Here is an 18889-nt window from a genome sequence, read left to right as displayed (position 1 = left end):
TCCCCCCCCCCCCCCCCCCCCCCCCCCCCCCCCCCCCCCCCCCCCCCCCCCCCCCTCCGCCCCCCCCCCCCCCACCCCCCCGCGGTGAGGTCGCTACTTCTTGGCGTACCGCTTCTCGAAGCGGGCCACCCGGCCACCGGTGTCGAGAATCTTCTGCTTACCGGTGTAGAAGGGGTGGCACTGCGAGCAGACGTCGGCGTGGATCACGCCGTTCTCCGCGGTGGAGCGCGTCTGGAACGTGGCGCCACAGGTGCAGGTCACCGTGGTGTCGACGTACGTCGGGTGGATGTCGCTCTTCAAAGGGATCTCCTAGGTTCAGGTGCCCCGGGTCGCCCGCGGGCGCGAGCGTGAACCGGAACCGACCAATCAGTTTGCCACCGGACGGCGGCAAACTGGTAATCGAGTGCTTCTCAGTTGCCGTCGTCGGTGGAGCGGCCGCCGGCCGACGGGGTGGTCTTGTTGACCTGCAGCAGGAACTCGATGTTCGACTTGCTCTCCTTGAGCTTGCCGATCAGCAGCTCCAGCGCCGCCTGGCCGTCGAGGGCGCTCAGCACCCGGCGGAGCTTCCAGACCACGCCGGTCTCGTCCTTCGACATCAGCAGTTCCTCGCGGCGGGTGCCGGAGGCGACGACGTCGATGGCCGGGAAGATGCGCCGGTCGGCGAACTCGCGGCGCAGCCGCAGCTCCATGTTGCCGGTGCCCTTGAACTCCTCGAAGATCACCTCGTCCATCTTCGAGCCGGTCTCGATCAGCGCGGTGGCCAGGATGGTCAGCGAGCCGCCGTCCTCGATGTTGCGGGCCGCACCGAAGAACCGCTTCGGCGGGTACAGCGCCGACGAGTCGACACCACCGGACAGGATCCGGCCGCTGGCGGGCGCCGCGATGTTGTACGCGCGGCCCAGCCGGGTGATGGAGTCGAGCAGGACGACCACGTCGTGGCCGAGCTCGACCAGCCGCTTGGCCCGCTCGATCGCCAGCTCCGCGACCGTGGTGTGGTCGTCGGCCGGGCGGTCGAACGTCGAGGCGATGACCTCGCCCTTGACGGTGCGCTGCATGTCGGTGACCTCTTCAGGCCGCTCGTCCACCAGCACGACCATCAGGTGCACTTCGGGGTTGTTCGTGGTGATCGCGTTCGCCAGCGCCTGCAGCACCATCGTCTTACCGGCCTTCGGCGGCGAGACGATCAGGCCGCGCTGGCCCTTGCCGATCGGGCTGACGATGTCGACGATCCGGGTGGTGAGCACGCCGGGGTCGGTCTCCAGCCGCAGCCGCTCGGTCGCGTACAGCGGGGTCAGCTTGTTGAAGTCCTGCCGCTGCTTGGCGATCTCCGGGTCCGCACCGTTGACGGTGTCGATCCGGACCAGCGGGTTGAACTTCTCCTTACGCTCACCCTCCTGCGGCTGCTTGACCGCACCGGTGATCGCGTCGCCCTTGCGCAGGCCGTACCGCTTCACCATCGAGAGGGCGACGTACACATCGTTCGGCCCGGGCAGGTAGCCGCTGGTCCGGACGAACGCGTAGTTGTCCAGTACGTCGAGGATGCCGGCGGCCGGGACGAGGACATCGTCCTCGCTGATCGTCGGCTCCGGGTCGAACCGCTCGCCGCGGCCCCGGTTCCGGCTGGTGCTGCTGTCGCGGCCGGTCTGGCTGCCGTCGCGGGTGTTGCGGTCGCGGTCGCGACCCCGGCGGCGCCGGCGACGGCCGTCGCCTTCCTCACCGCGGTCGTTCTGGTCCTGCCGGTTCCGCTGGTTGTCACCGCGGTTGTCGCGGTTGCCGTCGCGGTTCTGGTTGTCCCGGGTCTCCCGGGTGTCCCGAGTGTCCCGAGTGTCCCGAGTGTCCCGAGTGTCACGGTTGCCGTCGCGGCCCTGCGAGTCGCGGCCCTGGTTGTCGCGCTGGCCGTCCCGCTGGTTGTCCCGCTGACTGTCACGGTTGCGGTCGCGGTTCTGGCTGCCGTCGCGGGTTTCCCGATTGGCGTCCCGGCCCTGACCTTCGCGGCCCTGGTCCCGCTGGCTGTCGCGGTTGCGGTCGCGGTTCTGGCTGCCCTCGCGAGCGTCCCGCTGGCTGTCGCGGTTGCGATCGTCGCCGCGGTTGTCCGCGCCCTGCTCGAGCTGCGGCTCGGCGGTCGCGGTGCCGTTCTGGGCGGCGGTGGTCCCGTTCTGGGCGGTCGTCCCGTGCTCGGCTGTGGTCCCGTTCTGGGAGGCGGCCGGCACCTCGACGGCAGCGGCGGCCTCGGGTGCCGCGCCGTTCTGCGCGGCGGTGGTCTCGCTCTGGGCCGCGGCACGGGTCCGGCGGCTGCCGCCCTCGCGCTTGGCCGGAGCGGCCTTGGCCGCGGGCGCCTCGGTGGCACCTTCGTCCAGCGTCGGCTGGGTGGCCTTGGCGCGGGCACCACCCGCGGGGCCGCCGGCCTGAGCGGCCTTGATCGCCTCGATCAGCTGGCCCTTGCGCAGTGCGCCGGTGCCCTTGATGCCGAGCGTCCCGGCGAGCTGCTTGAGCTCGGGGAGCAGCATGCCCTCGAGGCCGCCTCCGGCCTTCCGGCGACGCGTCGCGGTGGTGGCCGCAGCGTCGGTTCCCGGGGCCGACGTGGTGCCGGCTCCGCTGGAGGCTTCAACAGTTTCTGTCACGTGAGGTCCTTCCCACACGGATCATCGATGTCCCAGAGGGCACATCGATCAATTTCATCACCCACGACCGACGAAACGGCGACGCGGGACAAGAGGCTCTCGCTCGATCTGAGTCCCCCCGGACATCTCCAACGCAGGCGGCGCAGGGTCAAATCCACAGGAGAGTCGCCACACAACACAGGGTGCCGGGAGCACAGCCCGGATCGTGACGAGAGTTCACCGATCACCTGGAGGGGATCGGGTGAGTCGAGACTAGCACCACTACGGGTCGTTCTGCTGACTCGAGGGGTACAACGCGTGTCAGTTCCGGATCATTCCCCGGCCCGCGCACGACCTACCCCGCTTCCAGGGACCAGACCTGTACGCCGACTGGATCGATAGCCAGCTCGTACCGCGTCCAGCCGTCCGGTGGCGGCGGTGCCAGCCGGGTCGCCGCTGGGCTGCCCAGGACGAGCACGGTCGGACCCGCGCCGCTGACCACCGCCGGCAGCCCACTCCCCCGGAGCTTGTGCACAAGCGCAAGGCTCTCCGGCATCGCGGGCTCGCGATAGTCCTGGTGCAGCCGGTCCTCGGTGGCGGTCATCAGCAGCTCCGGCCGCCCGGTGAGGGCCGCGACGAGCAGCGCGGCACGACCCGCGTTCGCCGCCGCGTCCGCATGCGGTACGGCGTTCGGCAGCAAGCCGCGCGCCTGCTTCGTCAGCACCCGGTTGTCTGGTACGTAAACCACCGCGACCAGCGGCTGCGCCGGTTCGAGCCGGACCGCTTTGCCGCTGCCGCCATCGGTCCACGCGATCGTGAAACCACCGAGCGCACACGCCGCGACGTTGTCGGGATGCCCCTCGATCTCGGTCGCGAGCTCGACGATCCGATCGCGGTCGAGCTGTACGCCGGCCAGCCCGTACGCCGCCGCGAGACCACCGACGATCGCCGCCGACGACGACCCGAGTCCACGCCCATGCGGAACGCGGTTCTCACACAACAGCGAGTAGCCCGGTACGTCAGCACCGAGAGCGGTCAGGCCGGCCTGGATCGACCGCACCACCAGGTGTGACTCGTCCAGCGGCACCTCACCCTCGCCGGGACCGACCACCTCGACCCGGACCCCGGATCCACCCGGGGTCACGATCAATTCGTCGTACAGCGTCAACGCCAGGCCGAACGCGTCGAAACCCGGGCCGAGGTTGGCGCTGGTGGCGGGGACGCGGACCCGCACCTGGTCGCAGGGGCGGCGGTCGCTCGTCTCCACCTGCTGCCCCATCAGGCCAGGCCGGCGACGCGGGCGACCGCGTCGGTGTCGGCCGGGGTGACCGGGGACTCGTTCACCTGGGCGTGATCGAGCGCCGTGTCGATGTCCTTCAGACCATGCCCTGTGACAGTGATCACGACGGTTGAGCCTCCCGGCAGCCAGCCCTGAGCCTTCGCGTGCAGCAGCCCGGCCACTCCGGCGGCCGACGCCGGCTCCACGAATACGCCTTCGCGGGCGGCGAGCTCACCCTGTGCGGTCAGGATCTGTTCGTCCGTGACCATCTCGATCCGGCCGCCGGACTCGTCCCGCGCGGCCTCGGCCAGCGTCCAGGACGCCGGGTTCCCGACCCGGATCGCAGTCGCGGCCGTGTCCGGCTTCTCGACGATCGCGCCACGCACGATCGGCGCCGCGCCTTCGGCCTGGAATCCCCACATCTGCGGCGTTTTCGAGGCGAGCTTGTCCTTCGCGTACTCCTGATAGCCCTTCCAGTAGGCCGCGATGTTGCCCGCGTTGCCAACCGGGAGCAGGTGCAGGTCGGGCGCATCGCCGAGCGCGTCGCAGACCTCGAACGCAGCGGTCTTCTGGCCCTCCAGGCGAACCGGGTTGACCGAGTTCACCAGCGCGACCGGGTAGTGCTTGCCGAGCTCGCGCACGATCCGCAGGCAGTCGTCGAAGCCACCATCGATCGAGACCAGCTTGGCGCCGTGGACGACGGCCTGGGCGAGCTTGCCCTTCGCGATCCGGCCGGCCGGGATCAGCACGAGCGGGAGCAGTCCGGCGCGGACGGCGTACGCCGCGGCCGACGCCGAAGTGTTGCCGGTCGAGGCGCAGACGACCGCCTTGTCACCGGCCTGCGCGGCGAGCGAGATCGCCACCGTCATCCCGCGGTCCTTGAACGAGCCGGTCGGGTTATTGCCCTCGACCTTGAGCCAGACTTCGCACCCGGTCTGCTCGCTGAGCCACTGCGCGGCCACCAGCGGCGTCCCGCCCTCGCCGAGCGTGACCACGGGGGTATCCGCCGAAACAGGCAGTCGGTCCCGGTATTCCTCGATCACGCCTTGCCACTGGTGAGCCATTGATCTACTCGCCTTCCACCCGCATCACACTGCTGACTTCACGAACGATGTCCATGTCACGCAGGGTCTCCACGGTCGCGGACAACGCGGCGTCGGTCGCGGTGTGGGTGACCACCACCAGCTGCGCGTCGCTGCCCCGGCCCTCCTGGCGGACGGTCTGGATCGACACGTCGTGCTCGGAGAACGCGTGGGCCACCGCCGCCAGCACACCGGCCTTGTCGGCCACGTCCAGCGATACGTGGTAGCGGGTCATCGCGTCACCCATCGGCCGCACGGCTCGCTCGGTGTACGACGACTCGCCGACCCCCGGCACTCCCTTGAGCCGGTTGCGCGCGGCGGACACGAGATCCCCGAGGACAGCACTGGCCGTCGGGGCGCCGCCGGCACCACGACCATAGAACATCAGCTGGCCGGCCGCTTTGCTTTCCACGAACACGGCGTTGTACGCGTCCCGAACGCTGGCCAACGGATGCGTGGCCGGGATCATCGCCGGATACACCCGGGCGCTGACCGAATCGGTCGCCTCGTCCAGCTCGCAGATCGCCAGCGACTTCACCACGCAGCCCATCTCGCGGGCCGAGGCGATGTCGGTCGCGCTCACCTCGGTGATGCCCTCGCGGTGCACGTCGGCGATGGAAACCCTGGTGTGGAAGGCCAAACTCGCCAGCAGCGCCGCCTTCGCGGCCGCGTCGAACCCCTCGATGTCCGCGGTCGGGTCGGCCTCGGCGTACCCGAGGGCCTGGGCCTCCTCGAGTGCCTCGTCGAAGCCGGCGCCGGTGCTGTCCATCTTGTCGAGGATGTAGTTCGTGGTGCCGTTGACGATGCCCATCACCCGGGTCACGTCGTCACCGGCGAGCGACTCGCGCAGCGGCCGCAGGATCGGGATCGCACCGGCCACGGCGGCCTCGAAGTAGAGGTCGCGCTCGTACTTCTCCGCGGCCGCGAACAGCGTCGGGCCGTCCTCGGCCAGCAGGGCCTTGTTCGCTGTGACGACGGACGCGCCGTGCTCGAGCGCGGACAGGATCAGACTGCGGGCCGGCTCCAGTCCACCGATCACCTCGATGACCAGGTCCAGGTCACCGCGGGAGACGAGCGCCTGCGCGTCGGTCGTGACCAGCGAGGGGTCGACGGCGATGTCCCGCTCGCGGCCGGCCCGGCGTACGGCGATGCCGGCGATCTCCAGCCGGGCTCCGACGCGGGCGGCGAGATGGTCAGCCTGCTCGGTCAGGATCCGCACCACCTCGGTGCCGACCACGCCACAACCGAGCAGGCCTACCTTCAGGGGTTTGTCGTTCACTCCTCGACTCCCATGTCCAGTGCCAGCAGGTCCTCTTCGGTCTCACGGCGTACGACGATCCGCGTTCGACCGTCCTTGACCGCGATCACCGGTGGCCGCGGCACGTGGTTGTAGTTGCTCGCCATCGACCGGCAGTACGCGCCGGTCCCGGGGACGGCGATCAGGTCGCCGGGCTGCACGTCCGACGGCAGGAACTCGTCCTTCACGACGATGTCCCCGGCCTCGCAGTGTTTGCCGACCACCCGGGCCAGCGTCGGCTCGGTGTCGGAGTACCGGTTGGCGAGCGTGCAGGAGTAGTCGGCGTCGTAGAGCGCGGCGCGGATGTTGTCGCTCATGCCGCCGTCCACCGACACGTAGGTCCGCGCGGCGCCGGCGTCGAGCTCGACCTCCTTGACCGTGCCGACCGAATAGACCGTGCACACGGCCGGACCGACGATCGCGCGACCGGGCTCGATCGACACCTTGGGGACCTCGACCTGGAAGGCACGGCACTCGTGCTCGACGATCTTGCCCATCTCGGTGGCGAGCTGTGCGGGGTCGGACGGGTCGTCCTGCGTGGTGTACGCGATCCCGAAGCCACCGCCGAGGTCGAGCTCCGGCATGTCCACGCCGAGCTCCTCGGAAACCCTTGCGTGCAAGGCGATCACGCGCTTCGCGGCGACCTCGAACCCGGACGAGTCGAAGATCTGCGACCCGATGTGCGAGTGCAGTCCGAGCAGCTCCAGCTCCGGCGCTTCGTTGACTCGGGCAACGGCTTCGAAGGCGGCGCCGGAGGTGATCGAGAAGCCGAACTTCTGGTCCTCGTGCGCGGTCGCGATGTACTCGTGGGTGTGTGCCTCGACGCCGGCGGTGACCCGGATCATCACCGGTGCCACCGTGTTGCGCTCACCGGCGAGCTGGATCAGCCGGGTGATCTCGTGCTGGGAGTCGACGATGATCCGGCCGACACCCGCGTCGAGTGCGCGGGCCAGCTCCTGCTCGGACTTGTTGTTGCCGTGGAACCCCAGGCGCTTCGGGTCGGCCCCGGCACGCAAGGCGACGGCCAGCTCTCCCCCGCTGCAGATGTCGAGGTTCAGGCCCTCTTCCATCACCCAGCGGACGATCGTCGTACACAGGAAGGCCTTGCCGGCGTAGTAGACGTCGAAGTCCTTGAACGCGTGCTTGAACGCGCGGGCCCGGGCACGGAAGTCGTCCTCGTCGAGCACGTACGCCGGGCTGCCGTGCTCGGCGACCAGGTCTCGCAGGTCGACGCCGCCGACCTCGAGGGCGCCTTCACCGTTCTTCTTCGCGGTGTTCGACCAGAGCGCGGTGACCAGGTCGTTGGGGTCCCGCGGCGCGCGCAGCCACGGCGGTGCCTTGTGGCCGATGTCGGCGTGCAGCGCGCCCGCCTCGTGCGCCCTCACATCCGCTCCGGAGCGGAGACGCCGAGCAGGTCCAGCCCGTTGGCGAACACGGTCCTGGTCGCGGAGACCAGGGTCAGGCGAGCCTTGTGCACCGGCTCCACCTCCTCGTCGCCGCGCGGGAGCACGCGGCAACTGTCGTAGAACTTGTGGAACGTCGCCGCGGTGTCCTCGAGGTAGCGGGCGATCCGGTGCGGCTCGCGCAGCTCGGCGGCAGTAGCGACGACCCGCGGGAACTCGGCCAGCGCGCGGAGCAGGTCGCCCTCGCGCTCGTGGTTGAGCAGGCCCGGGTCGAACTCGTCCAGCTTGATGCCGAGCTCGTCCGCGTTCCGCAGGATCGACGCGAGCCGGGCGTGCGCGTACTGCACGTAGTAGACCGGGTTCTCACTCGCCTGGCGGGTCATCTCCTCGATGTCCAGCGTCAGCGGGGAGTCGGCCGGGTAGCGGCAGAGCGTGTACCGAAGCGGGTCGACGCCACCCTCCTCGACCAGCTCGGCCAGCGTGACGATGGTGCCGGCTCGCTTGGACAGCCGCATCTCCTCGCCGCCCTTGAGGATCTTCACCAGCTGACCGATCAGGACCTGGATGTTCTGCTCGGGGTCGTCGCCGGCGCAGGCTGCGATCGCCTTCAGCCGGTTCACGTAGCCGTGGTGGTCGGCGCCGAGCAGGTAGATACAGAGGTCGAAACCCCGCTCGCGCTTGTTCACGTAGTACGCCGCGTCGGAGGCGAAGTACGTCGGTTCGCCGTTGGAGCGGATCAGGACCCGGTCCTTGTCGTCGGTGAAGTCCGTGGTCCGCATCCACAACGCGTCGTCGGCGTCGTACAGATGACCTTGCTCGCGGAGCTTCTCGATCGCGTGGCCGACACCGTCCTGCTCATGCAGGCTGCGCTCGGAGAACCACACGTCGAAGTGCGTGCGGAAGTGCTCGAGCTGACCCTGCTGCTCCTTGAGCTGACGCTCGTACCCGGCCTCGCGGAAGGCGACGAGCTGCTCGGACTCCGGCAGGTCGGTGATGCCGGGGACCTCCGCGACGATCTGCTTGGCGAGGTCGAGGATGTACTCGCCGTGGTAGCCGTCCTCGGGGACCGGCTGACCGTTCGCCGCGGCCTGCAGGCTGGCGCCGAACTTGTCCATCTGAGCGCCGCGGTCGTTGATGTAGAACTCGCGGCTGACCTTCGCGCCGGCGGCGGTGAGCACCCGGGCGAGGGCGTCGCCGACGGCGGCCCAGCGGGTGTGGCCGAGGTGCAGCGGGCCGGTCGGGTTGGCGGAGATGAACTCCAGGTTCACCGTCTGGCCGTGCAGGCTGTCACTCGTGCCGTAGCTCACTCCGGCGTCCAGGATGGACTGGGCGATCTTGCCCTGGGCGTCCGCGGCGACCCGCAGGTTGATGAAGCCGGGGCCGGCGATCTCGACCGCGGTGATGGCTTCGTCGCCCCGCAGCTTGGCGGCCAGCAGCTCCGCGAACTGGCGCGGGTTCATCCCGGCGCGCTTGCCGAGCTGCATCGCGACGTTCGTGGCGTAGTCCCCGTGCTCGGGGTTCTTGGGGCGCTCGACCTTCAGCTCGCGCGGCAGCCCGCCCTCGACGGTGATGGCGCCGTCGTCGGCGAGCGCGGCCAGGGCCTGCAGGATCTTCTCAGCGAGCTGTTCCGGAGTCACCGCCTCAGCCTAATGGCCCGCGCCCCGATCCCTTGACTCAGCATCCACAGCCCGGTACGGGGTCAGCGCCGGGCACTCACCGTGATGTGCGCGTTGCGGGTCAGCGGAGTGTCCCAAGGGGCCGCTGTGCCGTCGACGGTGACCGTGAGGGACTTGCAGGCGTCCGCCAGGCAGCCGGCGTCGTACTTGAGGCCCCAGAGGGTGAAGAACTGGGCCAGGGTGGGGTGTTCGGAGGTGGTTTTGGCCTCGACGTAGATCAGGCCGTCGGCGGTGTGGGTGTGGATGGCGGCTTGCTCGGCGCGGAGGCGGTCGATGCCGACCCCGGCGGGGACCTGGACGGGCTTGCCGTCGACGGTCACTTTCAGCGTCACGGTGTACGGCGAGGGGCCGGAAAAGTCGAGCGGGAGTCGTTCGAAACCGGCCTTGTCGATGTACGAGACCGCGTCGCGGGGTGCATCCCACGGTGGCGGGCCGGTGCGGAGGTCAGCCGCTGCGGGCGGTGCGGGACCTACCTGGCAGCCGCCCGTCACGATGCTCATGAGGAGCAGGGCGGCTGCCGTCACGCCCGCCCGGCGCCACCTGCCTGCTCTCATGGAGAGCCAGGTTGCCATGCGGGCGCGGCCGGGCTGCCGGAGGGTCAGCCCTCCGAGGGCATCAGCACCCAGAGCACGATGTAGATGAGGAACTGCGGACCGGGCAGCAGGCAGCTGACGACGAAGATCAGGCGCATCGTGTTCGCCGAGATGCCGAACCGGCGGGCCAGTCCGGCACAGACACCGCCGATCCAGCGACCGTTGGACGGGCGGACCAGAGTGGTAGCCATGGGTACCGATTTCCTTTCCTTGACGGGCTTACATCCACTATGACGCCGCGTCACCGAAAGTCGATCCCGCCGCACCGCCCTTCCAGGGTCCGCTCAGGGGTCCCCCGGGCACCCTCCTCGGTGACCCACCCGATTCGGGGAATGCCATAACTTCCTGCTACTGTTCTGCACGTTCCTGAGCCCCCGTAGCTCAGGGGATAGAGCACCGCCCTCCGGAGGCGGGTGCGCAGGTTCGAATCCTGCCGGGGGCGCGGACGATCTGGGCGATCCTTGCTCGCGGAAAGCGCGAGCGTTGGATCGCCCGTCGTGTTTTGTGGGGGTGCGACCCCCACACCCCGCCCGGAGGGGCTTCACCCCCCCGGACCCCCAGATTCGCTGTGGTTGCTGTTTGCGGTTGGGCCTGGGAGAGGTGGCTGTTTCAGGTTCGCGTTGTTCGGTCTTCGGCGGGGGTGCGGCCGAAGGCTTGGTGGTAGGCGCGGGTGAAGTGGGCGGGGCTGGTGTAGCCGACCTGGTAGCCGACTTCGGCCGCGGTGCTGGCCTGCGTCCGCAGCAGGACCCTGGCCTCCTGCAGGCGGATCTGCTTCTGGAACTGGATCGGCGTCATCGAGGTCGCGGCACGGAAGTGGCGGTGGAAGGTCGAGGGACTCATGCCGGCCAGATCGGCCAGGTCAGCTACCCGGATCGGTTCGCTGTGATGGCGGCGGATCCAGCGGATCGCTTGCGAGATGTGGGCGAGCATGCCGTCGGCGAGTCCGATCTGCCGGACCAGTGCGCCCTGTTCACCAGTGAGCAGCCGCCACAGGATCTCCCGCCGGATCCCCGGCACCAGCACGCGTACATCCGCGGGCAGGTCCACGATCCGCAGCAGCCGTACGACGGGATCCAGCAAATCGGGTGTCGCGTCGCTGACCACGAGACCGGCGTACTGCGCCGGCATGGCCGGTGTCTCCAGCAGCAGTGGCGCGATCTCCACCGGATCGAGCCGCAGGCTGACCACGGCGAACGGCTCGTCCCGGCTCGCCTTCAGCGCCTGGCCGATCACCGGAAGGTCCACCGAGGTCACCAAGAACTGCCCGGCGCGGTACTCGTAGGCCACACCGTTCAGCAGCGTCCGTTTGACGCCCGAGGCAACGATCGCGACCGACGGCCTGGCCACTCCGGCGCTCGGCTCGGTCGGTTCGTCGACCCTGCTGACCTGCACCCCGTCGATCAACTGCCGGCTGTGCCCGCGCTGTCCGACGGCGTGCCGGGCGATGAGAGTCCCGAGCTCGGCCAAGAGGTCCACTTCCCCAGTGAACCAAGTCGGCAGGATCGCGCAAGCCGGCGCCAGGATCACGCTCACGCTCGAGGGCTCCGCGGTGCTGTGATCGAGAGGTAAGAGCAATCGCGAGAAAGGCACCATGACCATGCAACGCAGAACTCTCGGCGCCACCGGTATCTCGGTCAGCGACGTCGCCCTCGGCGCGATGATGTTCGGCGCGATGGGCAACCCGGACCACGAGGACTCGGTCCGGATCATCCACCGCGCCCTCGACGCGGGCATCAACCTGATCGACACGGCCGACGTCTACTCCGGCGGGGAGTCCGAGGAGATCGTCGGTACGGCGATCAGGACGCGACGTGACGACGTCGTACTGGCGAGCAAGTTCGGCCTGCCGATGGGCGACGACCCGAACCAGCGCGGCGCTTCCCGCCGGTGGATCATCCGGTCGGTCGAGCACAGCCTGCGCCGGCTCGGCACCGACCACCTCGATCTGTACCAGCTGCATCGCCCGGACCACGACACGGATCCGGCCGAGACGTTGTCCGCGCTGTCCGACCTGGTCCAAGCCGGGAAGATCCGCGCGTTCGGCTCGTCGATGTTCCCGGCGGAGACCATCGTCGAGGCGCAGTGGACAGCGGAGCGTCGTGGCACGCACCGGTTCCTGTCCGAGCAATGCATGTACTCGATCCTGACCCGCCGGCCGGAGGCGTCCGTCTTCCCGGTGGTCCAGCGTTACGGCCTCGGCGTACTGACGTTCAGCCCGCTGAACGGTGGTTGGCTGTCCGGCCGGGCGAACCTGGCGTCGTCACACCGAGCGTCGACCCGGCCGTCCAGCTACAACCCGTCGACTCCGACCGGTCAGGCGAAGACCGCGGCGGTGGCGAAGCTCACCGCGCTCGCCGGTGAGGCCGGGATGACGCTGCCGCAGTTGGCCACGGCGTTCGTCCGGTCGCACCCGGCGGTGACGTCGGTCCTGATCGGCCCGCGAACCCAGGAGCAACTCGACAGCCTGCTGCCTGCCGCCGAGATCGACCTGCCCGCCGACATCCTCGACCAGATCGACGAGATCGTCCCGCCCGGCAGCGAACTGAACCCGGCCGACAACTACAACGCCACTCCCCCGGCGATCGAACACGCCGACCTCCGCCGTCGCTGAGCCGCCACCCCCATGGCCTGGTAATTCCCCGGTCACGGTTCGAAACTGAGGCTGGGGGTGGGTTCGGATGGACGTCGTGGGGGCCGTGTCCCGGGATGCCGTGATCGTGATCCCGGGCATCATGGGGAGTTCGCTCGTCGACGTCGAGTCGCGCGATGTCCTGTGGGGTCTCGACGACGCGCGTTGGTGGGTCAGTGCATGGACCACGGGTACGGCGCTCAGACGCTTGGCGGTCACAGACGACGAGCGGGCCGGCAGGACCGACCGTATCCGGGCCACCGGACTGCTGCGATTCCCGGCGTTCGCGCCTGTACTGAAGGGCTTCGAGCCGTATACGAAGTTGCTGACCGGCATCGGACGGGTGCTCGCACATCCGGACGCGCTGCGCGAGTTCCCGTACGACTGGCGCCTGTCCGTGGAACACAACGCGAGTGAACTCGGCCGACTGGTCGACCGGCACCTGTCCATGTGGCGTGCGCACCCCGCGGGCAGTGCGGACGCCAAGGTCATGCTGGTCGCGCACTCCATGGGCGGACTGGTCGCCCGGTACTTCACACAGGTGCTCGGCGGGGCGTCCGACGTACGTACGACGGTCACCCTCGGGACGCCGTACTACGGAGCCGTGAAGGCGGCGTACATCCTGAGTTCGGGACGCGGTGTGCCGGTTCCGCGCAAGCGACTCCGCAAGCTGGTCCAGCACATGCCGGGGCTGTACGACCTGCTGCCGTTCTACCGGTGCGTCGACGAAGGTGAGACAGCACGGTGGCTTCAGCCCGCGGACATCGCGGGTCTCGAGGGCGACCGGGAACTCGCGAGCGAGTCCTTCGAGCGGCACAAGAGACTGATGGCAGGGGACGCCGGCAGTTTGCGACTGCTCATCGGCGTCGAGCAGCCGACGATGCAGAGCCTGTCGGTGCGCGACGGCGTAGCGACGCCTCTTATGCACACGTGCATCACCGACCAGTCCGGCGTGATCAAAGAGCGGCTGGATCTGGCCGGCGACGGCACTGTGTTCCGCCGGTCCGCCGCCGGGTTCGGCCTGTCCCCCGGCACACTCCCGCAGTCCCATGGCGCCGTTGCCGCGACTGAGGAGGCCATCTCGCATGTGCGCGACGTACTGACCAACGACACCGCCGGTCCGCCGCTCGGACCCGGGGAGATCGGGATCGACGTACCCGACGTCGTATCTGCGGCCGAGCCCCTCACCATCACGGTGACCGGTGCGGACGCGACCGGTACCTCGTGCCGGGTCGTCGACGCCTTCACCCGCTGGCAGGTCGCTGTGCCTCCGCTGCAGCGTCGCGAGGGTGTGGTGACCGCATCGGTGGTACTCGGAGAGCCAGGGGTCTACCGGATCGAGGTGAAGGGCGGTGGTGCGTCAGCCGTCACCGAACAGGTCCTGGCGGTCGCACCCGAGGACTACGTGCTGGATGAGGCCGGCGAATGACCGAGCCGGGCTTCACCATCTACCCCATTCCGATCGCTGCCTACAGCACCGAGGTACAGCGGCCGTTCCCGCCGATCGCGGCCGACGACGATGCGCAGGCGATCGCCGACCTGCTAACGCCGTACGGCGGGGTGGTGCATCACTGGACCGACGGCCAACGCGACGCGGCCTGGGTGCAGCGCGAACTGGGCGCCTGGGCCGATCGGGACGGGCCGCGGAGTTCGGTCCTGGTCTGGGTCGGCCACGGCGAGTCGGACACCGAGGATGCCTGGCTGGCGTCGTTCAACAGCGCGCAGCGCAAGAAGGGCACCGGCCACCACGCGCAGGAACTGGCGAACCACTTGGCCGACGAGTGGGCCGGCCGCAGCGAAGACCCCGAGGCGTGGACGCTGGTCGTGATCGAGGCCTGCGGCGCCGAGGTTTTCGTCCAGCGGCTCGCGAGCGAGGTCCTGTCCAAGATGAATCCGGCCGGTCGCTTCGCGCTGCTCGGCGGCGGCGGCACCGGCTCGAGCTTCCTGAAGGTGGTGCCGAAGGCACTCCGGGAGGCGCTCGAGTCGTACGCCGACAACGACGAGGTCATCCGGGTGGACGACCTGGTCGGCCGGCTGGAGAACCGGCTGGCGTTCGGCCAGTCGATCCGGGTCGGGCTCGCGCGGGCCCGGCCGCTGACCCGGCCGCCGCGGTTGCTCGGAGCAGGCGTGACCGCCCCGCAGGATGTCTATGTCGAGCTGAAGGCGTTCCTCGCCGGTCTGCCGGCCGACCAGCGCAGCTTCTTCGTGCCCAAGGCGCAGGGGACGGAGCTCGGCGAGCCGACCTGGTACTTCGAGGGGCGTGGCCGGGAACGTCGTGAGATCGCCGAATGGCTGCGCACGACCAGCTCCGGACTGCTGGCCGTCACCGGGCCGGCCGGCTCGGGCAAGTCCGCCGTACTGGGCAACCTCGTCGTCCACACCAACCCCTCGCTGCGCGAGCTGCTGATCCGCACCGGTCAGGTCGAGCAGCTGGCCGCGGCGGAGCAGCCGCCCGACAACGTGTTCGACGCCTCGGTCCTGCTCACCGGTCTGTCGACCGCCGACGTGATGCACCGGCTGGCGACCGATCTGCAAGCGGAGTCTGCAACGCTCGACGGGTTGCGTACCGCGGCTGAGGGCCGGACCGTGATGGTCGATGCGCTCGACGAAGCCCAGGATCCGCTGGAGACGGCCGGCGTACTGCGGCAACTGGCCGAGGTCCCCGGCTGCCGGATCGTCGTCGGCACCCGCCGTTCGACGCACGAGGGACCGGACCTCCCGGAGCCGGAGGACACCAACCTGCTCGACGCGCTCGACCCGACGGCGACCGTGACGGTCGACCTCGATGCCGAGGCGGTGACGAAGTACGTCGAGCACCGGCTGAGATCGCTCCCGATCGACGCGGGCATCGCGGCCGGAGCCGCCCGGAGCGTCGGCGTGCACAACCGGCACTTCCTGTACGCCCGGCTGGCCGTGCACGAGATCCTCGCCCGTCCGGAGCTGCTCGCCCCCGCGGCGCAGCCCGAACTCGCCGAACTGCTCGAGCAGGACCACCGCGGCCTGTTCGCGATCGCGGTCCGCCGGCTGACCGTTGCCGACAGCGACTTCCTCCCGCTGCTCGAGGCGCTCGCCCATGCTCGTGGCCGGGGCTTACCGCGGGCCGACGACATGTGGGCCACGGCCGCCGGCGCGTTCACAGAACGCCGGCCCGGCGAGTCCGATCTCGACCACCTGCTGGTCGCGGCGGCGCCGTACGTCATGCTCGACGGAGAACACGGCCAGAGCACCTACCGGCTCGCCCACCAGACGTTCGTCGAGCACTTCCACGCCCAGCCGTCGTACGCCGAAGGCCACCGGCGAATCGCGGAAGTGCTGGCCGCGCGGCACCGCTCGACTCCGAACGGATGGACGGACGCGAACTTCTATGCCGTCCGCTACCTCGCCGAACACCTGGTCGCCGAGGCGGACCGGATCCCACCGGCCTCCGCGGCCGTCGTCGACCTTGTGACCGACGCCGGCTGGCTGACTCGCGCCGTCGAGCTGCTGGGCGCCGATGAGACCGCCGAGGTGATCGCCGCGGCCAAGACCGTGACCGACCTGGACCGGTTCCGCGACGACCCCGCCTCGACGATCCGGTGGGTGACCACCTCCCAGCCCGTCGACGTCGTGGAACGGACGCTGCGCCGGAGCCGGATCCCACTCAGCCGCGATCCCGCCCAGCTCGCCGGTCAGCTGCACGCCCGGCTCAAGGAGTATGCCAACGCCGAGATAGCCGAGTTGGGCGACGCGATCGGCCGGCTCGCGACCGCTCCTTGGCTGCGGATGGTCGAAGGCAGCCTCGACTGGCGAGCCGACCTCGAGTCGACCTACGGTACGGCGGACAAGATCCGTGGCCTCGGCTTCGGCCACGTCGACGATCTCCCGGTCGTCGCGATCGCGCTCGACACCCGGATCGAGCTGTGGGATCCGCGGACCGGCGTATCCGACGCCAGGTCCACGATCGAGCTCGGGCACCGGGCGACCGCGGTCGCGATGTCGGTCATCGACGGGCGCCCTGTCGTCGTGACCACGGCCGGGTACGACAGCATCCTCGAAGTGTGGGACGCCCGCAGCAAGGAACGGCTCGCCGCGGCGGACATCGGCCTCGGCCACGTCCTCGGGATCGGCCGGATCAATGGTCGGCTGGTCATCGCCGGCGTCCCTGTCGGAGGGGCGCTGAAGCTCGTCGATGCAGTGACCTTGGAGCCTCTCGAGGTTCCTGAGGCGCTCGAGGCGCTGGACGTTCGGGGTTTCGGGGTTGCGGAGGACGGCGCACTGCGGATACTGGCGGTGGAGGACGAGCCCCCTCCGGTCCGGGCTCATCGCATCCTTCTGATCGACCCCTCCCACGGGCGCGAGATCCAGCGAACCGATCCGGTCGAATCCGACTCGGGCAGCATGCTGGACGTGATGACCGGGGCCTGGATCGGGCTGCCGTTCGTCGTCGCCGCCGGGATCGAGACCCGGCTGTTCTGGTTCACCGAGGGACACGCGCAGGAGCAGGTGTCGCCGTACGGCGAGCGCACGCGGGCCATCGCGGTCGGGCTGGTCGGCGGACGCGCGATCGTCGCGTTGGCGCCCGACTACGACGACATCGCCTTGGTGCAGCTGCAGCAGATCGAGTACGACGCGGACCGCCAGGGCGTCACGCTATCGCGGCCCAACAGCGCGGGCACGGCGCCGAAACGATTCGACCGCCTCACCGCGGTGCCGGTTCCGGACGGGCTCGGCGACCCACCACCGCGGAACGGGTCCGGCCAGCGGCCGCTCGACGTGGACCGGCCGGAGACCTGGCCGCAGTCGGCCGCGGTGACCGGTGAGCTGGACGGTGTACCGGTCGTCGCGACCGGATCGGTGGACGGCGCCTTGTGGATCTGGGACCAGCGGACGTTGGCGCCGGGCGAGCATCCCCGCGCCGTCGCCGGACCGTTCGTCGAGCTTCCGCAGTACGTCCTCGAGATGGGCTGGGAGCTGCTGAACGCCAAGCCGGGTCTGGAGCGCGTCACATCGGTGGCCTTGGGCAACCTTCCTGGCCTGGGCGCCGTCGTCACCGCCGCGTGCGGCGGGCATGCGCGGGTGTACGCGATCGCGACCGGGACACGGATCAAGAACCCGGCCGACGACGCCGCGGCGGTCAAGTGCGTGGCGATCGGAACGCTCAACGGGCGGACCGTGCTCGTCACCGGGTCGACCGGCGGCAATGTCGCGGTGTGGGACCTGACCGCATGCACCCGGGTCGCCGGCCTGGCCCTCGATGACCCGATCACGAATGTGGCCGTCGACTCCGACCGCGTGCTGCTCCGGACCGCCACCGGCGACTACGCGCTCGAACTCAAGGAGCAGTGACCGTCAGCATCCACAGGTGTCCGTCGGGGTCGGTGAGCGTCGCGGTGTGTCCCCACGGGTGTTTGGTGGGTGGAGTGACTTCCTTGGCTCCAGCGGCGATGGCCCTGGCGGCGAGAGCGTCCAGGGCGGCGTCCGAGTCGGCAGGGATGCTGAGGATGCACTCGCTGGTGCCCTGGGGTGCGGCTGGTTGGTCGCCGAGGACCCAGCCGAAGCCGCCGGTCGGGATCAGCATCAGGTTGACGCCCTCGGCCAGGGCGAACTGGAGAGGCTCGGGTACGCCGTCCTCCGCGAGCTCACCGATCGGTTCGAAGCCGAACGCCTCCTGGTAGAAGGCATACGAGCGCTGACGGTCGTCGATCGGGAGGCAGATGATCATCGGGTCGCTCCGGCGGTGAATCGGTCGGCGGCCGCGCCGGTCAGGTGGTGGGGCGGAAGTGCGCGGCCGCAGAGGACCAGGAGGAGATCCTGGGCCGAGCCGCTCAGGACCTCCGTGCCGGTGCCGTGGGTCCAGTCGAGGTCGGTGGCGCGGAGTTGGAGGTTGGTGAGGTCTACGCCGAAGTACTTGAGTTGGCGTGGGTTCAGGTCGTCGAGGATGAGGCGAAGGCGGTCTGCGGGGACCTGCCTGTCGATGCCGAGGGCAACGGTTACGTCGAGACCGTGGATGACGTCGTGCGACAGTGCGCCCTGGTAGCCGCCGCCCGGTGGTTTCCATGGGTGGTTGATGTTCTGGCGCAGGCAATCCACGAGTTCTGCGGCCGACAGCTCACGGGCGTCGCGGCGGGCCTGGCGGTCGGCGTACCGATTGAACTTGCCGCCGGCCCGCGCCATGCCGGCCAGGAACCGAGGCATGGAAAGCCGGAATGGCATGGTGATGTGCGCAACGAGCTCCCGTACCCGCCAGCCCTCGCACAGCGTCGGCTTGTCCCAGTCTTCTTCCGGTAGTCCGGCCAGCACGTCGGCGAGGTCGGCCCGCTCCCCCGCCACGGCCACTCTGATGTCCGTCAT

At 69.7% G+C, this 18889-nt stretch carries 15 protein-coding genes and 1 tRNA gene; 4 read left to right on the top strand and 12 right to left on the bottom strand.

Annotation, left to right across the window (positions count from 1 at the left end; genetic code table 11):
• Positions 1 to 93 precede the first annotated feature (93 nt).
• From rpmE to ACZ3HV_RS37290, 9 genes are all read right to left on the bottom strand, one after another.
• On the bottom strand, positions 94 to 300 hold the full coding sequence (rpmE, locus tag ACZ3HV_RS37330) for a 50S ribosomal protein L31 (protein ID WP_145813862.1): 207 nt from the start codon (positions 298 to 300) through the stop codon (positions 94 to 96).
• Between the two features lie 110 nt (positions 301 to 410).
• On the bottom strand, positions 411 to 2621 hold the full coding sequence (rho, locus tag ACZ3HV_RS37325) for a transcription termination factor Rho (protein ID WP_465691566.1): 2211 nt from the start codon (positions 2619 to 2621) through the stop codon (positions 411 to 413).
• Positions 2622 to 2955: 334 nt separating this feature from the next.
• Positions 2956 to 3879, bottom strand: coding sequence for a homoserine kinase (gene thrB, locus ACZ3HV_RS37320; RefSeq protein WP_465691564.1), 924 nt, complete (start codon positions 3877 to 3879; stop codon positions 2956 to 2958).
• Positions 3879 to 4943 carry a threonine synthase gene (gene thrC / locus ACZ3HV_RS37315; RefSeq protein ID WP_360377339.1) on the bottom strand — a complete coding sequence of 355 codons (1065 nt, stop codon included), beginning with the start codon at positions 4941 to 4943 and terminating at the stop codon, positions 3879 to 3881. Before thrC ends, thrB begins: the two co-directional genes overlap by 1 nt.
• Positions 4944 to 4947: 4 nt before the next feature.
• Positions 4948 to 6240, bottom strand: a complete 1293-nt coding sequence (locus tag ACZ3HV_RS37310) for a homoserine dehydrogenase (RefSeq protein WP_465691562.1) — start codon at positions 6238 to 6240, stop codon at positions 4948 to 4950.
• A complete protein-coding gene (lysA, locus tag ACZ3HV_RS37305; protein WP_465691560.1) occupies positions 6237 to 7643 on the bottom strand; it encodes a diaminopimelate decarboxylase in 1407 nt (468 codons plus the stop codon). The genes ACZ3HV_RS37310 and lysA overlap by 4 nt, the downstream gene beginning before the upstream one ends.
• Entirely contained in the window at positions 7640 to 9298 is a 1659-nt protein-coding gene (gene argS, locus ACZ3HV_RS37300) for an arginine--tRNA ligase (protein ID WP_465691558.1), read from the bottom strand. The genes lysA and argS overlap by 4 nt, the downstream gene beginning before the upstream one ends.
• A 62-nt stretch (positions 9299 to 9360) precedes the next feature.
• Entirely contained in the window at positions 9361 to 9837 is a 477-nt protein-coding gene (locus ACZ3HV_RS37295) for a hypothetical protein (RefSeq protein WP_465691556.1), read from the bottom strand.
• Positions 9838 to 9935: 98 nt separating this feature from the next.
• Positions 9936 to 10121, bottom strand: coding sequence for a PspC domain-containing protein (locus ACZ3HV_RS37290; protein ID WP_328519087.1), 186 nt, complete (start codon positions 10119 to 10121; stop codon positions 9936 to 9938).
• A gap of 179 nt (positions 10122 to 10300) precedes the next feature.
• Here ACZ3HV_RS37290 and ACZ3HV_RS37285 point away from each other — a divergent pair.
• Positions 10301 to 10372 (top strand) — tRNA-Arg (locus ACZ3HV_RS37285).
• A gap of 167 nt (positions 10373 to 10539) precedes the next feature.
• On the opposite strand, the gene ACZ3HV_RS37280 is transcribed toward ACZ3HV_RS37285, so the two are convergent.
• On the bottom strand, positions 10540 to 11406 hold the full coding sequence (locus tag ACZ3HV_RS37280) for an AraC family transcriptional regulator (RefSeq protein ID WP_465691554.1): 867 nt from the start codon (positions 11404 to 11406) through the stop codon (positions 10540 to 10542).
• A 121-nt stretch (positions 11407 to 11527) separates the two neighbouring features.
• Here ACZ3HV_RS37280 and ACZ3HV_RS37275 point away from each other — a divergent pair, with 121 nt between their 5' ends.
• The 3 genes from ACZ3HV_RS37275 to ACZ3HV_RS37265 all read left to right on the top strand — a co-directional run bounded on the left by ACZ3HV_RS37275 (position 11528) and on the right by ACZ3HV_RS37265 (position 17884).
• A complete protein-coding gene (locus ACZ3HV_RS37275) occupies positions 11528 to 12541 on the top strand; it encodes an aldo/keto reductase (RefSeq protein WP_465691574.1) in 1014 nt (337 codons plus the stop codon).
• A gap of 67 nt (positions 12542 to 12608) precedes the next feature.
• The gene (locus ACZ3HV_RS37270) at positions 12609 to 13988 is read left to right on the top strand and encodes an esterase/lipase family protein (RefSeq protein WP_465691552.1); all 1380 of its coding nucleotides are present in this window, start codon (positions 12609 to 12611) and stop codon (positions 13986 to 13988) included.
• The gene (locus ACZ3HV_RS37265) at positions 13985 to 17884 is read left to right on the top strand and encodes a hypothetical protein (RefSeq protein ID WP_465691550.1); all 3900 of its coding nucleotides are present in this window, start codon (positions 13985 to 13987) and stop codon (positions 17882 to 17884) included. Before ACZ3HV_RS37270 ends, ACZ3HV_RS37265 begins: the two co-directional genes overlap by 4 nt.
• Here the strand turns inward: ACZ3HV_RS37265 and ACZ3HV_RS37260 are convergent.
• The gene (locus ACZ3HV_RS37260; RefSeq protein WP_465691549.1) at positions 17871 to 18260 is read right to left on the bottom strand and encodes a VOC family protein; all 390 of its coding nucleotides are present in this window, start codon (positions 18258 to 18260) and stop codon (positions 17871 to 17873) included. The two genes, ACZ3HV_RS37265 and ACZ3HV_RS37260, sit on opposite strands and share 14 nt — an antisense overlap.
• Positions 18257 to 18889 carry a maleylpyruvate isomerase family mycothiol-dependent enzyme gene (locus tag ACZ3HV_RS37255; RefSeq protein WP_465691548.1) on the bottom strand — a complete coding sequence of 211 codons (633 nt, stop codon included), beginning with the start codon at positions 18887 to 18889 and terminating at the stop codon, positions 18257 to 18259. Before ACZ3HV_RS37255 ends, ACZ3HV_RS37260 begins: the two co-directional genes overlap by 4 nt.

Source organism: Kribbella sp. NPDC020701, from assembly GCF_055562215.1.
This window is presented reverse-complemented; position numbering and strand designations above follow the sequence as displayed.

Coding starts and splice junctions, on each gene's coding strand:
- thrB (WP_465691564.1), bottom strand. CDS start 3,879: ATGGGGCAGCAGGTGGAGACGAGCGACCGCCGCCCCTGCGACCAGGTG.
- thrC (WP_360377339.1), bottom strand. CDS start 4,943: ATGGCTCACCAGTGGCAAGGCGTGATCGAGGAATACCGGGACCGACTG.
- ACZ3HV_RS37295 (WP_465691556.1), bottom strand. CDS start 9,837: ATGAGCATCGTGACGGGCGGCTGCCAGGTAGGTCCCGCACCGCCCGCA.
- ACZ3HV_RS37290 (WP_328519087.1), bottom strand. CDS start 10,121: ATGGCTACCACTCTGGTCCGCCCGTCCAACGGTCGCTGGATCGGCGGT.
- ACZ3HV_RS37275 (WP_465691574.1), top strand. CDS start 11,528: ATGCAACGCAGAACTCTCGGCGCCACCGGTATCTCGGTCAGCGACGTC.
- ACZ3HV_RS37270 (WP_465691552.1), top strand. CDS start 12,609: ATGGACGTCGTGGGGGCCGTGTCCCGGGATGCCGTGATCGTGATCCCG.
- ACZ3HV_RS37265 (WP_465691550.1), top strand. CDS start 13,985: ATGACCGAGCCGGGCTTCACCATCTACCCCATTCCGATCGCTGCCTAC.
- ACZ3HV_RS37260 (WP_465691549.1), bottom strand. CDS start 18,260: ATGATCATCTGCCTCCCGATCGACGACCGTCAGCGCTCGTATGCCTTC.
- ACZ3HV_RS37255 (WP_465691548.1), bottom strand. CDS start 18,889: ATGACGGACATCAGAGTGGCCGTGGCGGGGGAGCGGGCCGACCTCGCC.